The sequence below is a fragment of the Klebsiella sp. 10 genome, from assembly GCF_018223925.1.
GTDB classification, from domain to species: domain Bacteria; phylum Pseudomonadota; class Gammaproteobacteria; order Enterobacterales; family Enterobacteriaceae; genus Klebsiella; species Klebsiella pneumoniae.
The window spans coordinates 135,811-150,810 of record NZ_JAGRRB010000005.1 but is presented as its reverse complement, the minus strand read 5'-3'; the positions used below and the strand labels follow the sequence as shown (position 1 = coordinate 150,810).

Here is a 15,000-nt window from a genome sequence, read left to right as displayed (position 1 = left end):
ATAGTGAAAGCTGGTTGTCGAAATCTGGTGGAACCTGATGCCCGAACCCGTCGCCGAACCGGCGCTTAATGGACTGCGCCTCAATCTGCGGATTGTCTCTGTCGTTATCTTTAACTTTGCCAGCTACCTCACCATCGGCCTGCCGCTGGCGGTGCTGCCCGGCTATGTGCATGATGTCATGGGCTTTAGCGCTTTCTGGGCCGGGCTGGTGATTAGCCTGCAATATTTCGCCACGCTGCTCAGCCGCCCGCATGCCGGGCGCTATGCCGACCTGCTGGGGCCCAAAAAGATTGTCGTCTTCGGCCTCGGCGGCTGCTTTTTGAGCGGTTTGAGCTATCTGCTGGCCGCCTGGGGCAGCGGCTGGCCACTGATTAGCCTGCTGCTGTTATGCCTCGGACGGGTGATCCTTGGTATCGGCCAGAGCTTCGCCGGCACAGGCTCGACGCTGTGGGGCGTCGGCGTGGTCGGTTCGCTGCATATCGGGCGGGTGATCTCGTGGAACGGGATTGTGACCTATGGGGCGATGGCGATGGGCGCGCCGCTCGGCGTGCTGTGCTATTCGCACATTGGCCTCAGCGGTCTGGCCGGGGTCATTATGGCGGTAGCGCTGGTGGCTATCCTCTGCGCGCTGCCCCGCGCGGCGGTGAAGGCTGCCAAAGGCAAAGCGATGTCGTTTCGCGCGGTGCTCGGCCGGGTCTGGCCCTACGGCATGGCGCTGGCGTTGGCCTCCGCCGGCTTTGGGGTGATCGCCACCTTTATCACGCTATTTTATGACGCCAAAGGTTGGGACGGCGCGGCTTTCGCGCTGACATTATTCAGCTGCGCGTTCGTTGGCGCGCGGCTGCTGTTTCCCAACGCCATTAACCGACTCGGCGGGCTGAACGTGGCGATGCTCTGCTTTAGCGTGGAGGCGATCGGCCTGCTGCTGGTCGGCTTTGCCGATACGCCGATGATGGCGAAAATCGGTACTTTCCTTACCGGGGCTGGCTTTTCGCTGGTCTTTCCGGCGCTGGGGGTGGTGGCGGTGAAAGCGGTGCCGCAGCACAATCAGGGGTCGGCGCTGGCGACCTATACCGTGTTTATGGATTTGTCGTTGGGCGTCAGCGGGCCGCTGGCCGGATTGCTGATGGCCTGGACCGGGATCTCGATGATTTATCTCGCCGCGGCGGGGCTGGTGATGGCGGCGCTGCTGTTGGGCTGGCGGCTAAAAAAACGGCCCCCGGTTAGCGAACCGGAGGCCAGCGCACCAGGCCAGTAATTACTGGATGGTGAGGGTGTTGATGATGCTTTCCGCTTCGGTCTGCGCCTGCTGCTGGTTATCCGCCGGCAGGGTGACCTGCAGGGTCAGCAGCTTGTCATCCACTTTGCCGAGGATCACGGAAGACCAGGCGGTCTGCCCCTTGGCGGAGATGATGCTGTCCAGCTGCTGCAGGGTATGGCCTTTAATCTCCAGCGGTTTATTGCTTACCACCTGCAGCTGCGGGTCGCGGCTGCGCTGCTGATCTTCCAGGCGTTTCGCCAGCACCGCCAGATCTTCATTGGTGCTGTCGCCGACGATGACGATGACCGCTTTCTGGCCGGTAGCGTCAGAGTAGACGTGCATATTGTTCGCCTGGGTACCCAGTTTGCCGCTCTGGTCGGCCATGCCCGCAGGCAGGGTGAAGCTCAGCTTGCCATCCAGCAGGCTGATTGCCTGGCCGCTGGCATTGCTCTCCGCTGCTGCGCCAACGGTTGGCGCTTTTGAATCGCTGTTATCGCAGGCGGCAAGCCCCATCACCAGCAGGCCAATACCGACATATTTAACCAAATTGCGCATTGACATCTTCCTTTCGATAAACGGCCACTAATGGCTCATCCGGCTATCTTAACACATCAGCCCGCGAGTACCTTTAACTCGGCTGTAATGCCGACAAATCAGATTTATCCGCCAGTCTTTTCAACAGCATATTTAACAGCACGCCGTACATCGGCAGGAAGAAAATGATGCTGATAAGCACTTTAAAGCTGTAGTCGACGAGGGCGATTTCCCCCCAGTGGGCGGCCATAAACGGGTCCGGGCTGCGCCAGAAAGCGATAAAGAAAAACGCCACGGTATCGCTGATGTTGCCGAACAGCGTCGAGGCGGTAGGGGCCAACCACCAGCGGCGGCTCTGCCGCAGGCGGTTAAAGACGTGAACGTCGAGGATCTGCCCCAGCGCATAGGCCATAAAGCTGGCGACGGCGATGCGCGCGACGAAGAGATTAAAGGTGCCCAGAGCGGCAAAGCCCTGCCATTCGCCCATGTAGAACAGCGCGGAGATGCCGTAAGAGATGGCCAGCGCCGGGACCATCACCGCGAAAATGATGCGTCGCGCCAGCGGGGCGCCAAAAATCCGCACCGTCAGGTCGGTGGCGAGGAAAATAAAAGGAAAACTAAACGCGCCCCAGGTGGTATGGAAACCAAAAATGGAGATCGGCAGCTGAACCAGATAGTTGCTGGAGGTGATGACCAGCAAATGAAATAGCGAAAGCCAGACGAGCGCTTTTTTGCGCTGTACGGTAGTAAACGGATTCATATTGTGACCTTTTTATGCCCGTCATGCTTCAGGTAAATGAGCAATCGGCAGCGGAACGTTGGGGTGAGGGAACCCAATTAAAAACGGCTGCATGATACTGCGTTGCCGGCGTAATGCAATGGTTGTTTTTCGCGCAAACGTTAACCTGGCTTGCGTACTGGCGAGCAGGGGGTAAACTAAGGCCGTTTTGTTGACGTGAGACTAAAATGAGCGAACTTTTCTCCACTCCTGACCACACCCTGGATGCCCTGGGACTCCGCTGCCCGGAGCCGGTCATGATGGTGCGTAAAACCGTGCGGACGATGCTGGTGGGCGAGACGCTGCTGATTATTGCTGACGATCCGGCCACCACCCGCGATATCCCGGGATTCTGCCGCTTTATGGAGCATGAGCTGGTGGCCCAGGAAACCGAAGCCCTGCCGTACCGCTACCTGATCCGCAAAAGCCACTGAGCCTCTCCCGGATGGCGGCGCGTAGCGCCTTATCCGGGCTACCCGACGGTCTGGAACCGTAGCCCTGCTAAGCGTAGCGCGAGCAGGGAAGCCGGTATCGATGCTACAACTTCTTACGCAATAACCGCAGCGCGTTAGCCGTTACCAGCACGGTGGCGCCGGTATCCGCCAGCACCGCCAGCCACAGACCGGTCAGGCCGAGCAGGGTGGTGACGAGGAAAATCCCCTTCAGCCCTAAGGCAATCGCGATGTTCTGGCGGATATTGGCGTGGGTGGCGCGCGCCAGGGAAATCATCTGCGCCAGGCCGGTCAGACGGTTATGGGTCAGCGCGGCGTCGGCCGTCTCCAGCGCCACGTCGGTTCCGCTGCCCATGGCGATGCCGATGGTGGCCGCTTTCATCGCCGGCGCGTCGTTGATACCGTCCCCGACCATCGCCAGCGGCGCGTCGGCATTCAGCGCTATCACCGCGTTGACCTTGTCCGCCGGTAGCAGACCGGCGCGGAATTCCAGCCCCAGTTCGCTGGCGATGGCCGCCGCTGCGCGCGGGTTATCCCCGGTAAGGATCACCCCCTGAACGCCCAACTGATGCAAAGCATCCACCGCCTGACGCGCGTCGTCGCGCAGGGTATCGCGCAGCGCCAGAATGCCGAGCAGCGTCTCGCCGCGCATCACCAGCACTACCGTTTGCCCGGCGCTTTCCAGCTGCTGGATCTGCGCCTCATGCTCTGCCGGGGCGGCTTTGCTGGCGGCGCAGATCAGGATGCGGCTGCCGTTGACTTCGGCTTCGATACCAGAGCCCGCCAGCGCCCGCTGGCCGCTGGCAAGCGGAATGCTCAGCTGACGCCGCTGCGCTTCACGGACGATAGCCTGCGCCAGCGGGTGGCTGGAGCCTTGCTCCACCGCCGCCGCCAGCGCCAGCAGCGCGTTGTCGTCAACTTCGGCCGTGGCAATAACCGAAGTCACCTGCGGCTGGCCGACGGTCAGGGTGCCGGTTTTATCGAACGCCACCTGGCGCACCTGGCCCAGCTGCTCCAGCGCCGCGCCGCCTTTGATTAGCGCCCCGCGGCGAGCGGCGACCGCCAGGCCGGAGGTGATGGCCGCCGGCGTGGAGATGACCAGCGCGCACGGACAGCCGATCAGCAGCAGCGTCAGCCCTTTATAAATCCACGGCAGCCAGGCGCTGGCGAAGAACAGCGGCGGGACAATAGCGACCAACAAGGCCACCACCATAATGGCCGGGGTGTAGATCCGGCTGAAGCGGTCGATGAAGCGCTCGATCGGCGCCCGACGCTCCTCAGCCTCTTCAATCAGCTTCAGGATGCGGTCGATGGCGCTGTCGCCTGGTTCGGATATCACGGTAAGCTGCACCAGGCGGTCGACGCTGGTGGCGCCCGCCGCTACCCGTTCCCCGGCCTGACGTTCCACCGGCACCGACTCGCCGGTCAGGGCGCTTTCATCAAAGCTGGCAAACGGCGACAGCAGCTGGCCATCCGCCGGCAGACGCCCGCCGGCAGCCACTTCAATCACATCTCCGGGACGCAGGTCGCGCTGGGCGACGGTTTCCCGCACGCCGTTGCGCAGACGGATGGCGGTGTCGGGCTTCAGCGCCATCAGCGCGCTCACCCCCTGCCGTGCGCGGCTGGCGGCCCAGCCTTCGAGACGCTCGCCGATCAGGAACAGCAGCAGGACCATCGCCGCCTCCGCGGTGGCGCCGATAAACAGCGCCCCGATGGCGGCGACGCTCATCAGCGTTTCAATGGCGAACCAGCTCCCGCTCTTGATCAGGCGTAGCGCCTGGCGGGCAACCGGCCACAGGCCAACCAGGGTGGTGGCAATAAAGGCCAACTGACCGGCAGGGTGGTTGGCCTGCTCCAGCCCCCAGCTCAAGGCCATCATGATAACCAGCGTCAGTAACGGCAGATTGTCGCGCAGCAGCGACCCTCGGGTTTGCTCTGCTGCGGGAGCATCGGCATCGCGCAGCGTATACCCCGCCTGGCGGACCGCGTTCTCAACCTGAGCGCGGACATCGCCCTCGGCGTTAACCAGCAGCTTTTCTGTGGCGAACAGCACCTGGACCTGACTGACCCCGGGCACCTGACGGACCGCGGTTTCCACCTTGCGGGCGCAGGCGGCGCAGTCCATGCCATCTACCTGCCAGCGGTAGCGGGCGTCGCTAAGCGCTTCGGCGGCAGGGGCGGACTCTGTGGCGCAGGCGTGATCTGTACAGCAGCTCTCCGCCGGGGCGGTTGCTGGCCGCATGGTGAAAGACGAGAATTGTGGAACTTTTTTATCCTGCGCGTCTGGAGTCGACATGGCACCCTCCGGGAAATGATAATTTTCTCATTAGCCGTAGGATACACTCTGGAGTCGACTCCAGAGTCAAGGACTAAATTACAGGTACAGCGCGCGCACGATCAGGAAGTGGCCGGCAAAGTAGAATGCGGCGGCGATGGCGTTATCGGCGCGGAAGCGGCGACGATAGTGGCTCACCAGCCACACGGCATTGCTCAGCAGCAGCAGGGCTGCGCCGGCGAAACCGGACAGCGCGGTGTTGGTGGGGCGGGCAAACCACAGCTCACCGGCCAGCCAGACCATTACCAGCGTCATTCCGATAAAGGTCAGCACCGGCATTTTCATCTCTTCCAGCCGACTCCAGATCACCGCCATTAGCAGGGCGCCGAATACCAGCAGCACCAGCGGCAGCGGCCAGAAGAACGACAGCGTCAGCTGGCTGGCGAACCAGATGGTATACAGCAGATGTGACAGGAAGAAAGCGCCCACCGCGTACATCACCCGCTGGCGCGGCAGCAGGGTCAGGGCGTCGCCGAGCAGCGAGGCGCACAGGCCAGCCAGCACCAGATAGCTGATGGCATTGAACATCGGCGCCTGCCAGGCCAGTAACAGCAACAGAATCAGGGTGACAGGTTTAAAAACCCAGCGTCGCCATGCCGGCCCACGATAGGATGCATCGACATAAAGCCATGCGGAGAAACAGACAGCAATAAATGACCAAAGCATAGTAAGTCCCTGTATCTGTTATCATAAAGAAAGTTACGGATGCGTGATGCTACTACTCAGTGTAGTGGTTTGGCGTAGCAGATGACAATGTTATTCCCGACGCAGTATGCTGATTCCTGATATTTTTTATGGGTAACCCTAATGAGTAAAATGCCCCTCTTTTTTGTTCTGGTCGTCGCGGTGATTGTGGTGGCGGCTTCGTTTCGCTATGTCCAGCAGCGCCGTGAGAAACAGGCGAATGACGCCGCGCCGTTGCTACAAAAGCGGGTTATCGTCAGCAATAAACGGGAAAAAGTGATTAACGATCGGCGCTCGCGGCAGCAGACGGTGACGCCTGCAGGCAGTGAGATGCGCTATGAAGCGAGCTTTCGCCCCGAAAACGGTGGGCTGGAGGTGGTGTTTCGCCTTGACGCGCCGCAATATCACGCGCTGAGCGTCGGCGATCGTGGGATGTTGAGTTATAAGGGCACAGCGTTCGTGGCGTTTACGCCCGATCCCTGAGCCCTTTTCAGGACTATTTTTTCAGCGTCGCCTTCAGTTTTTTCTGCCAGGCCACGAGCTCAAACACGCCGAAAATAAAAATGCGGATTTGCTCAAAGCGGCTCAGCGGCGGCGCCTCTTTCGGCTGCGTCGCCTTGAGCAGCGTCAGCTGCAGACCGTGCATCAGGATCATGAAAATCAGCGCGACGTTGACAAAGATATTCAGCGGCTTCGGGAAGGGCTGAAACAGATTCAATAACAGAAAGGCCCAGACGCACAGCATCAGCAGGCGGCCTAAATTAATCAGCATGGTGCTCTCCTTGGGCCTCACGTTGGTAAAGACGGTAGGCGACCTGTCCGGCCACTTTTTCACGATACAATTGCCAGTTAGCCGGCACCGGCGGTAAGCCGTTTTCGACTTCGCTTTCGACGTACACCAGGGCCTCATCGGCCAGCCAGCCTTGTGTCTCCAGCAGACGTAGCGTCTCCTCCAGCAGCCCCTGACGGAACGGCGGGTCGACGAACACGATCTGGTGCGGGGTCCCCGGCTGGCTCAGGAAGCTGAGGGTGTTGGTGGTGATCACCTTGCCGCGATCCGCTTTCAGGGTGGCGAGATTTTTTTGCAGCTGCTGGGCTACGCCGCGCTCCATCTCCAGCAGCGTGGTGCTGGCCGCATAGCGGGACAGCGCTTCCAGCCCCAGCGCGCCGCTGCCGGCAAAGCAATCGAGGCAGTGCGCGTCAACAATGGACGGCGCCAGCCAGTTAAAAAGGGTTTCGCGAACCCGGTCGGTGGTCGGCCGCAGGCCCGGGCTCTCCGGCACCGGTAATTTACGGCCGCGCCATTGCCCGCCGATGATGCGGATCTGACCGCTGCCCGCGTGGTTTGGTTTTTTCATCTCTCTGCTCAAGTCTCAACTTCCAGCCTGCTATTCTAGCGATCGACGGCGGTTGACGAAACCTTAATCCGGGGGCGGTGCTGCGAGTTAAGTTAAGTGATAGACTATCCAACTAATTTCATCATTTTTTCAGCTTCTGATGAAGCTGCGCCATGAATAAACAGCGAGGAGTGTGGTCGCAAATGGCAAAAGAGAAAAAACGTGGCTTCTTTTCCTGGCTGGGCTTTGGACAGAAAGAACAGGCACAGGAAACCGAGACTGAGCAAAAAGTAGAAGAACAGCAAGCGGTTGCCGAAGAGATACCGGCGGTTGAAACCCCTGCTGAGCCGAGCGCGCCGAAAGCAGACCCGGAGGCGTTTGCCGAAGACGTCGTCGAAGTGACCGAGACGGTGGTCGAAAGCGAAAAAGCGCACCTCGCGGAGCCTGCCAGCGCGCAGGAAGAAGAGTGGGTGGAAACGCCTGCTCTGACCGAAGAAACGCCTGTTGTTGAACCGGAGCCCGCGGTCAGCGAACCGCCTGAACAGCCTGCGGTGGTTGAGCCGCTGGCGGAAGAGGTTATCGCCGAACCGGTGGTGGCGGAAGCCGTAGCAGAGCAGCCTGTGGAAGGCATCGTTGTCCAGCCGCAGGAGACAGAAGCGCCCGAAGAGGACGCGCCGTTAAGCGATGAAGAGCTGGAAGCGCAGGCGCTGGCGGCCGAAGCGGCAGAAGAGGCGGCGGTAGTGGTGCCGGCGCCCGAGGACGAGGCGCCGCTTGAAGCGCTGGCTCAGGAGCAGGAAAAACCGACAAAAGAAGGCTTCTTCGCCCGCCTCAAGCGTAGCCTGCTGAAAACGAAGCAAAATCTCGGTTCCGGATTTATCAGCCTGTTCCGCGGTAAGAAGATCGACGATGATCTGTTTGAAGAGCTGGAAGAACAGCTGCTGATCGCCGACGTCGGGGTGGAAACCACCCGCAAGATCATTACCAACCTGACGGAAGGCGCCAGCCGTAAGCAGCTGCGCGATGCGGAAGCGCTGTACGGCCTGCTGAAAGAAGAGATGGGCGAGATTCTCGCCAAAGTAGACGAGCCGCTGAACGTTGAAGGCAAAACGCCATTTGTTATTCTGATGGTCGGCGTGAACGGGGTGGGGAAAACCACTACCATCGGCAAGCTGGCGCGTCAGTTTGAACAGCAGGGTAAGTCGGTGATGCTGGCGGCGGGGGATACCTTCCGTGCGGCGGCGGTGGAACAGCTGCAGGTCTGGGGCCAGCGTAATAATATCCCGGTGATCGCCCAGCACACCGGCGCCGACTCCGCCTCGGTGATTTTCGACGCCATTCAGGCGGCGAAGGCGCGCCATGTTGACGTACTGATTGCCGATACCGCCGGGCGTTTGCAGAATAAATCGCACCTGATGGAAGAGCTGAAGAAGATTGTCCGGGTAATGAAAAAGCTGGACGTCGACGCGCCGCACGAGGTGATGTTAACCATTGACGCCAGCACCGGGCAGAATGCTATTAGCCAGGCCAAACTGTTCCATGAAGCGGTAGGATTGACCGGGATCACCCTGACCAAGCTGGACGGCACCGCCAAAGGCGGCGTGATCTTCTCGGTGGCCGATCAGTTCGGCATTCCGATTCGCTATATTGGCGTCGGCGAGCGTATTGAGGATCTGCGTCCGTTTAATGCGGGCGACTTTATTGAGGCACTTTTTGCCCGAGAGGATTAAGAATGATTCGCTTTGAACAAGTCAGCAAAGCCTATCTCGGTGGGAGACAAGCGCTGCAGGGGGTGACCTTCCACCTGCAGCCGGGCGAGATGGCGTTTCTGACCGGCCATTCCGGCGCAGGGAAGAGTACCCTGCTGAAGCTTATCTGTGGTATCGAACGGCCCAGCGCCGGGAAAATCTTCTTCAGCGGTCATGAAATCAGCCGTCTGAAGAGCCGTGAGGTGCCGTTCCTGCGCCGCCAGATCGGTATGATTTTCCAGGACCACCATTTGCTGATGGATCGTACCGTGTATGACAACGTGGCGATCCCGCTGATTATCGCCGGCGCCAGCGGCGATGATATTCGTCGTCGCGTCTCGGCGGCGCTGGACAAGGTTGGCCTGCTGGACAAAGCGAAGAATTTTCCCATTCAGCTCTCCGGCGGTGAGCAGCAGCGCGTGGGAATCGCTCGCGCGGTGGTCAACAAGCCGGCGGTGCTGCTGGCGGATGAACCGACCGGCAACCTCGACGAGGCGCTCTCGGAGGGGATTTTACGTCTGTTTGAAGAGTTTAACCGCGTCGGGGTGACGGTACTGATGGCCACGCACGATCTGGGGCTTATCTCCAGTCGTCCGTACCGCGTGCTGACGCTTAGCGACGGCCATCTGCATGGAGGCATTCGGGGTGAATAAGCGCGACGCAATGAACCAGATTCGCCAGTTCGGCAGCAAGTTCGATCGCCTGCGCAACGCCGCGGGCGGCGGCGGCGGCGGGCGCAATGCGCCAAAACGGCCGAAAGCGGCGCCTAACCCGGCCTCGCGTAAGAGCAACGTATTCAACGAGCAGGTGCGCTATGCCTGGCACGGCGCGCTGCAGGATCTAAAAAGCACGCCGCTGGCGACCTTCCTGACGGTAATGGTCATCGCCATTTCGTTGACCCTGCCAAGCGTCTGCTACATGGTCTACAAAAACGTCAGCAGCGCGGCGTCCCAGTATTATCCCTCGCCGCAGATCACCGTTTATCTGGAGAAAACGCTGGATGACGATGCCGCGGCGCGGGTGGTGGGCCAGCTGCAGGCGGAGCAGGGCGTCGACAAGGTAAACTATTTGTCCCGTGACGAGGCGCTGGGGGAATTCCGTAACTGGTCTGGCTTTGGCGGCGCCCTGGATATGCTGGAGGAGAACCCGCTGCCGGCGGTCGCCATCGTGGTGCCGAAGCTGGATTTCCAGAGCACCGAGGCGCTGAATACCCTGCGCGATCGGGTAACGCGGATCCAGGGCGTCGATGAAGTGCGGATGGACGACAGCTGGTTTGCCCGTCTCTCCTCGCTCACCGGGCTGGTAGGACGCGTGTCGGCGATGATCGGCGTGCTGATGGTGGCGGCGGTGTTCCTGGTGATCGGCAACAGCGTGCGCCTGAGCATCTTCGCCCGCCGCGATACCATTAACGTTCAGAAGCTTATCGGCGCCACCGACGGCTTTATCCTGCGTCCGTTCCTCTACGGCGGAGCGATGCTGGGCTTTTCCGGCGCGTTTTTATCGCTGATCCTGTCGGAGATTCTGGTAATGCGCCTCTCGTCGGCGGTGACCGAAGTGGCGAAAGTCTTCGGCACCCAGTTTGAGCTGAGCGGCTTAGGCTTCGACGAGTGTCTGTTGATGTTGATCGTCTGCTCGATGATCGGGTGGGTAGCCGCCTGGCTGGCGACAGTGCAACATTTACGTCACTTTACTCCCGATTAATAAAAGCGTGATATAATCTTTCCCTGCTGCAATGAGTTCCTGTTCGCAGGGAAAGATACCGCAAGCTTGTTCCCCTTTTCCTGCCCTCACTTTTTCATCGTGGTGTCACATTTTGTGCGTAATTTATTCACACCGTTGCATGGAACTTGTGGATAAAATCACTGTCTGATACTAATGTGAGTGATATTCTCGTTGCTCATGAATGCTGGCATGCTTGTTGCCTGATGGGGACAAGAACGCGTCAGAAGATATCAATTGAGAGGATTTGAATGACCAAAGAAATGCAAACTTTAGCTTTAGCCCCCGTTGGTAACCTGGAATCGTACATCCGGGCCGCTAACACTTGGCCGATGCTGTCGGCTGATGAAGAGCGGGAGCTTGCTGAAAAGCTGCATTACCAGGGCGATCTGGAAGCAGCGAAAAAGCTGATTCTGTCTCACCTGCGCTTTGTTGTTCACATTGCCCGTAACTACTCGGGCTATGGCCTGCCGCAGGCGGATCTGATCCAGGAAGGCAATATCGGCCTGATGAAAGCCGTGCGTCGCTTCAACCCGGAAGTGGGTGTGCGCCTGGTCTCCTTCGCCGTGCACTGGATTAAAGCCGAAATTCACGAATACGTGCTGCGCAACTGGCGTATTGTGAAGGTCGCTACCACCAAAGCACAGCGTAAGCTGTTCTTTAACCTGCGTAAAACCAAACAGCGTTTGGGTTGGTTCAACCAGGATGAAGTGGAAATGGTGGCCCGTGAGCTGGGCGTGTCGAGCAAAGACGTCCGCGAGATGGAATCCCGTATGGCGGCCCAGGACATGACCTTCGACATGTCGTCCGACGATGAGTCCGACAGCCAGCCGATGGCGCCGGTCCTGTATCTGCAGGACAAAACGTCTAACTTTGCCGACGGCATCGAAGACGATAACTGGGAAGAGCAGGCGGCGAATAAGCTGACTGATGCGATGCAGGGCCTGGACGAGCGTAGCCAGGACATCATCCGCGCCCGCTGGCTGGACGAAGATAACAAGTCCACGCTGCAGGAACTGGCCGACCGCTACGGCGTCTCCGCAGAGCGCGTGCGTCAGCTGGAAAAGAACGCCATGAAAAAACTGCGTGCCGCTATCGAAGCCTGATACGCCATGCCTGCCTGATACCTGATACCAGGCTCCCCGATAACGCCCCGCCTCAGGTTGGGGCGTTTTGTTTTTCTGCGTCCTCCCGGAGCAGGAGCGTCTGCGGGCAGTGCGTCTGCAGGCAGCCGAGTAAGACGCTGAACGCCGACGCCATCTGCTCTTCGGGCTGGCTGGCGAATCCCATCAGTAATCCTTTCTTGCGCGCCGCCGTCAGGTAGTAGCGCGACAGCGGCCGCACCAGAATGTGCCGCGCATTGGCCTCTCTGGCGATCGCCACATCGTCAGCCTCTGCGGGCAAATTGAGGATCAAATGCAGTCCGGCATTATCGCTGAAGTCAGACAGGGCGTACGGCATACAGTGCCGCTGGATAAGCTCAGTTAAAAAGACCCGGCGACGGCTGTAGAGCAGCCGCATACGGCGGATATGGGCCGAATAGTGGCCGGCGGTAATAAACTCCGCCAGCGCCATCTGGATCAGCGAATGGCCGCCGCGGTAAAGCTCGGCATGGGCGTGCTTCAGATCGCTGACCAGCGGCCGCGGGATCACCACGTAGCCCAGGCGCAGGCCGGGATAGAGCGTCTTGCTGAAGGTGCCGATATAGACCACCGGGGCGTCGGCGACCAGACCCTGCAGGGCGGGGATCGGCTGACCGGAAAAGCGAAACTCGCTGTCATAATCATCTTCGACGATCCAGCTCCCCTGCTGACGGGCGAGTGCCAGCAGGCGCTGGCGGCGCTCAAGGCTCATCACCGCGCCCAGCGGATACTGGTGGGAAGGCGTAACGAAGATCAGCCTCGGCGCATCGTCAACCGTCTCCGGCGGGCACAGGCCGTTGGCATCGACGGTCAGGGGCTCTGCCCGAACGTCGTTCATCGCCAGCACGTGGCGGATCCCCCAGTAGGAAGGCTCCTCCACCCACGCCAGATCGCCGTTATCACACAGCATGCGGGTGACCAGATCGATCGCCTGGTGGATCCCCTCGGTGATAAGAATTTGATCTGACTGACAGTGGACGCCGCGCGACACGCGCAGATAATCCACCAGCGCCTGCTGCAGTTCCGGGGTGCCGCCGTTGCAGCTATAGCTGAGCCGCTCCGGTTTGGGCCGACGGCTGATGCGGGCCTGGATCTTACTGAACAGCGGGTGGGGAAAGGCGTTAACGTCCGGCACGCCGGGTATAAACGCTCCCCACTGGCGCGGGCTGGCGCTGACCTGGCCGAGCAGATGTTGGCCTCGGCGTGAAAGATGCGCCGTAGGTGCTGCGATACTGCTGTTTTCTTGCTGACCTTTAGCCGTCAATGAGCTCTCAGGGGCGGTTTGGGCAACGAATGTTCCGCTTCCCCGACGGGAAACCACATATCCTTCCGCCAGCAATTGTTCATAAGTTGTTAATATGGTGTTTCTTGATACGCCAAGTTCGCCCGCCAGGTCCCGCGACGGCGGCAGACGGCTTTGAGGCGCCAGCGAACCGTCGAGGATCGCGCGGCGCAGCGCGTTATATAAGCGTTTGTGCAGAAGAGGATCCCGCTCTTCCTGCAGACGGACCAGCACCAGGTCACCCACCAGCGAACGCAATTGGATCCCTCAGATATTCAAAATTGGTACTCGATTATAGGGCCAACTCCTGTGTAAATAAACGACATCGTTTCTAATTTGTTGCGATAACGTGACATACACGACAGGAGATTCGCAGGTGAAAAGCTCAGAACTGAATCAACGTCGCCAGCAGGCGACGCCGCGCGGCGTAGGCGTAATGTGTAACTACTTTGTCGAGAAGGCGGAAAACGCCACGCTGTGGGATATCGAAGGCAATGAGGTGATCGATTTCGCCGCCGGGATCGCCGTGTTAAATACCGGTCACCGCCATCCGAAAGTGGTCGCCGCGGTTGCCGACCAGCTGCAGGCGTTCACCCACACCGCCTATCAGATTGTGCCGTACGAAAGCTATGTTTCGCTGGCGGAGCGTATCAACGATCTGGCGCCAATTGACGGGCCGGCAAAAACGGCTTTCTTCACCACCGGCGCGGAAGCGGTCGAGAACGCGGTGAAAATCGCCCGCGCTTACACCGGTCGTCCGGGGCTGATTACCTTCGGCGGCGGTTTCCACGGCCGTACCTTTATGACCATGGCCCTCACCGGTAAGGTCGCACCCTACAAAATCGGCTTCGGGCCGTTCCCGGGCTCGGTGTATCACGGCGTTTACCCCAATGCGGCGCATGGCGTGACCACCGCGGATGCGCTGAAAAGCCTGGAGCGCATTTTCAAAGCGGATATTGCGCCGGATCAGGTCGCGGCCATCATCCTCGAGCCGATCCAGGGGGAAGGCGGCTTTAACGTCGCGCCGGCCGATTTTATGCAGGCGCTGCGCGACCTGTGCGATACCCACGGCATTCTGCTGATCGCCGATGAAGTGCAAACCGGTTTCGCCCGTACCGGCAAGCTGTTCGCCATGCAGCATTATGAGGTGAAACCGGATCTGATGACGATGGCGAAAAGCCTCGCCGGCGGTTTCCCGCTGTCGGGCGTCGTTGGTCGCGCCGAAGTGATGGATGCGCCAGCGCCTGGCGGGCTGGGCGGAACCTATGCCGGTAACCCGCTGGCGGTGGCCGCGGCGCACGCGGTGCTGGATGTGATTGCCGAAGAGCAGCTGTGTCAGCGCGCTGAACAGCTGGGTAGCCATCTGCAGGAAGTGCTCAACCAGGCGCGCGCTACCTGCCCGGCGATCGTGGATGTCCGCGGCCGGGGGTCGATGGTGGCGGTGGAGTTTAACGATCCGCAAACAGGCGAACCGTCGCCGGAATTCACCCGCCAGGTGCAACAGAAAGCGCAGGAGAACGGCCTGCTGCTACTGAGCTGTGGCGTCTACGGCAACGTGATCCGATTCCTGTATCCGTTGACTATCCCGGATACCCAGTTCTCGAAAGCGCTGGATATTCTGGCGCGCGTACTGAAGAGCTAACGTCTCCCCGGCGGGCTGCGGCGGCAGGGAAGCCGAACAGAAACAGGACGCCGCAGCCGGCTGTTTATGCTCAGCGTGAGTGGTTTATC

At 60.1% G+C, this 15,000-nt stretch carries 15 protein-coding genes; 8 read left to right on the top strand and 7 right to left on the bottom strand.

From position 1 onward, the window contains the following. Positions 1 to 37 precede the first annotated feature (37 nt). Positions 38 to 1,258: an MFS transporter gene (locus tag KHQ26_RS06645; RefSeq protein WP_004173981.1), complete on the top strand. Its 1,221-nt coding sequence runs from the start codon at positions 38 to 40 to the stop codon at positions 1,256 to 1,258. Here the strand turns inward: KHQ26_RS06645 and KHQ26_RS06640 are convergent, their stop codons facing one another. Continuing rightward, complete coding sequence (locus KHQ26_RS06640; protein WP_002920861.1) at positions 1,259 to 1,816, bottom strand: DcrB family lipoprotein; 558 nt, start codon at positions 1,814 to 1,816, stop codon at positions 1,259 to 1,261. 73 nt (positions 1,817 to 1,889) lie between these two features. Next, on the bottom strand, positions 1,890 to 2,555 hold the full coding sequence (locus tag KHQ26_RS06635) for a 7-cyano-7-deazaguanine/7-aminomethyl-7-deazaguanine transporter (protein WP_002920860.1): 666 nt from the start codon (positions 2,553 to 2,555) through the stop codon (positions 1,890 to 1,892). A gap of 206 nt (positions 2,556 to 2,761) precedes the next feature. On the opposite strand from KHQ26_RS06635, the gene tusA reads away from it, so the two are divergent. Next, positions 2,762 to 3,007: a sulfurtransferase TusA gene (tusA, locus tag KHQ26_RS06630; RefSeq protein ID WP_004173983.1), complete on the top strand. Its 246-nt coding sequence runs from the start codon at positions 2,762 to 2,764 to the stop codon at positions 3,005 to 3,007. A gap of 103 nt (positions 3,008 to 3,110) precedes the next feature. Here tusA and zntA read toward each other — a convergent pair whose 3' ends face one another. Together zntA and KHQ26_RS06620 are read right to left on the bottom strand one after the other, a co-directional pair. Continuing rightward, on the bottom strand, positions 3,111 to 5,321 hold the full coding sequence (gene zntA / locus KHQ26_RS06625) for a Zn(II)/Cd(II)/Pb(II) translocating P-type ATPase ZntA (protein WP_004173985.1): 2,211 nt from the start codon (positions 5,319 to 5,321) through the stop codon (positions 3,111 to 3,113). Between the two features lie 78 nt (positions 5,322 to 5,399). Continuing rightward, entirely contained in the window at positions 5,400 to 6,026 is a 627-nt protein-coding gene (locus tag KHQ26_RS06620) for a lysoplasmalogenase (protein WP_004173987.1), read from the bottom strand. A 150-nt stretch (positions 6,027 to 6,176) separates the two neighbouring features. Between KHQ26_RS06620 and KHQ26_RS06615 the strand changes: the two genes are divergently transcribed. After that, positions 6,177 to 6,527: a DUF2500 domain-containing protein gene (locus tag KHQ26_RS06615; protein WP_004173989.1), complete on the top strand. Its 351-nt coding sequence runs from the start codon at positions 6,177 to 6,179 to the stop codon at positions 6,525 to 6,527. Positions 6,528 to 6,540: 13 nt separating this feature from the next. Here the strand turns inward: KHQ26_RS06615 and KHQ26_RS06610 are convergent, their stop codons facing one another. Further along, positions 6,541 to 6,816 (bottom strand): DUF1145 family protein, encoded by a 276-nt coding sequence (locus KHQ26_RS06610; RefSeq protein ID WP_002920822.1) that lies wholly within the window; start codon positions 6,814 to 6,816, stop codon positions 6,541 to 6,543. Further along, complete coding sequence (gene rsmD / locus KHQ26_RS06605; protein ID WP_002920820.1) at positions 6,806 to 7,402, bottom strand: 16S rRNA (guanine(966)-N(2))-methyltransferase; 597 nt, start codon at positions 7,400 to 7,402, stop codon at positions 6,806 to 6,808. The genes KHQ26_RS06610 and rsmD overlap by 11 nt, the downstream gene beginning before the upstream one ends. Positions 7,403 to 7,584: 182 nt before the next feature. Between rsmD and ftsY the strand changes: the two genes are divergently transcribed. From ftsY to rpoH, 4 genes are all read left to right on the top strand, one after another. Then, positions 7,585 to 9,108: a signal recognition particle-docking protein FtsY gene (gene ftsY / locus KHQ26_RS06600; RefSeq protein ID WP_004173992.1), complete on the top strand. Its 1,524-nt coding sequence runs from the start codon at positions 7,585 to 7,587 to the stop codon at positions 9,106 to 9,108. 2 nt (positions 9,109 to 9,110) lie between these two features. Then, positions 9,111 to 9,779 (top strand): cell division ATP-binding protein FtsE, encoded by a 669-nt coding sequence (gene ftsE, locus KHQ26_RS06595; RefSeq protein WP_002920817.1) that lies wholly within the window; start codon positions 9,111 to 9,113, stop codon positions 9,777 to 9,779. Continuing rightward, positions 9,772 to 10,827: a permease-like cell division protein FtsX gene (ftsX, locus tag KHQ26_RS06590; protein ID WP_004173994.1), complete on the top strand. Its 1,056-nt coding sequence runs from the start codon at positions 9,772 to 9,774 to the stop codon at positions 10,825 to 10,827. The genes ftsE and ftsX overlap by 8 nt, the downstream gene beginning before the upstream one ends. A gap of 269 nt (positions 10,828 to 11,096) precedes the next feature. Then, on the top strand, positions 11,097 to 11,951 hold the full coding sequence (rpoH, locus tag KHQ26_RS06585) for an RNA polymerase sigma factor RpoH (RefSeq protein ID WP_002920815.1): 855 nt from the start codon (positions 11,097 to 11,099) through the stop codon (positions 11,949 to 11,951). Positions 11,952 to 12,003: 52 nt separating this feature from the next. On the opposite strand, the gene KHQ26_RS06580 is transcribed toward rpoH, so the two are convergent. Further along, a complete protein-coding gene (locus KHQ26_RS06580) occupies positions 12,004 to 13,527 on the bottom strand; it encodes a PLP-dependent aminotransferase family protein (protein ID WP_004173997.1) in 1,524 nt (507 codons plus the stop codon). 118 nt (positions 13,528 to 13,645) lie between these two features. Between KHQ26_RS06580 and KHQ26_RS06575 the strand changes: the two genes are divergently transcribed. Beyond that, complete coding sequence (locus KHQ26_RS06575; protein ID WP_020803514.1) at positions 13,646 to 14,911, top strand: 4-aminobutyrate--2-oxoglutarate transaminase; 1,266 nt, start codon at positions 13,646 to 13,648, stop codon at positions 14,909 to 14,911. The last annotated feature ends 89 nt before the right edge of the window (positions 14,912 to 15,000 follow it).

Excerpts from the sequence above, each read along its gene's own strand:
- ftsY (WP_004173992.1), top strand. The coding sequence starts at position 7,585 with ATGGCAAAAGAGAAAAAACGTGGCTTCTTTTCCTGGCTGGGCTTTGGA.
- KHQ26_RS06610 (WP_002920822.1), bottom strand. The coding sequence starts at position 6,816 with ATGCTGATTAATTTAGGCCGCCTGCTGATGCTGTGCGTCTGGGCCTTT.
- KHQ26_RS06615 (WP_004173989.1), top strand. The coding sequence starts at position 6,177 with ATGCCCCTCTTTTTTGTTCTGGTCGTCGCGGTGATTGTGGTGGCGGCT.
- KHQ26_RS06645 (WP_004173981.1), top strand. The coding sequence starts at position 38 with ATGCCCGAACCCGTCGCCGAACCGGCGCTTAATGGACTGCGCCTCAAT.
- KHQ26_RS06635 (WP_002920860.1), bottom strand. The coding sequence starts at position 2,555 with ATGAATCCGTTTACTACCGTACAGCGCAAAAAAGCGCTCGTCTGGCTT.
- rsmD (WP_002920820.1), bottom strand. The coding sequence starts at position 7,402 with ATGAAAAAACCAAACCACGCGGGCAGCGGTCAGATCCGCATCATCGGC.
- rpoH (WP_002920815.1), top strand. The coding sequence starts at position 11,097 with ATGACCAAAGAAATGCAAACTTTAGCTTTAGCCCCCGTTGGTAACCTG.
- ftsE (WP_002920817.1), top strand. The coding sequence starts at position 9,111 with ATGATTCGCTTTGAACAAGTCAGCAAAGCCTATCTCGGTGGGAGACAA.
- tusA (WP_004173983.1), top strand. The coding sequence starts at position 2,762 with ATGAGCGAACTTTTCTCCACTCCTGACCACACCCTGGATGCCCTGGGA.
- KHQ26_RS06620 (WP_004173987.1), bottom strand. The coding sequence starts at position 6,026 with ATGCTTTGGTCATTTATTGCTGTCTGTTTCTCCGCATGGCTTTATGTC.
- KHQ26_RS06640 (WP_002920861.1), bottom strand. The coding sequence starts at position 1,816 with ATGCGCAATTTGGTTAAATATGTCGGTATTGGCCTGCTGGTGATGGGG.
- zntA (WP_004173985.1), bottom strand. The coding sequence starts at position 5,321 with ATGTCGACTCCAGACGCGCAGGATAAAAAAGTTCCACAATTCTCGTCT.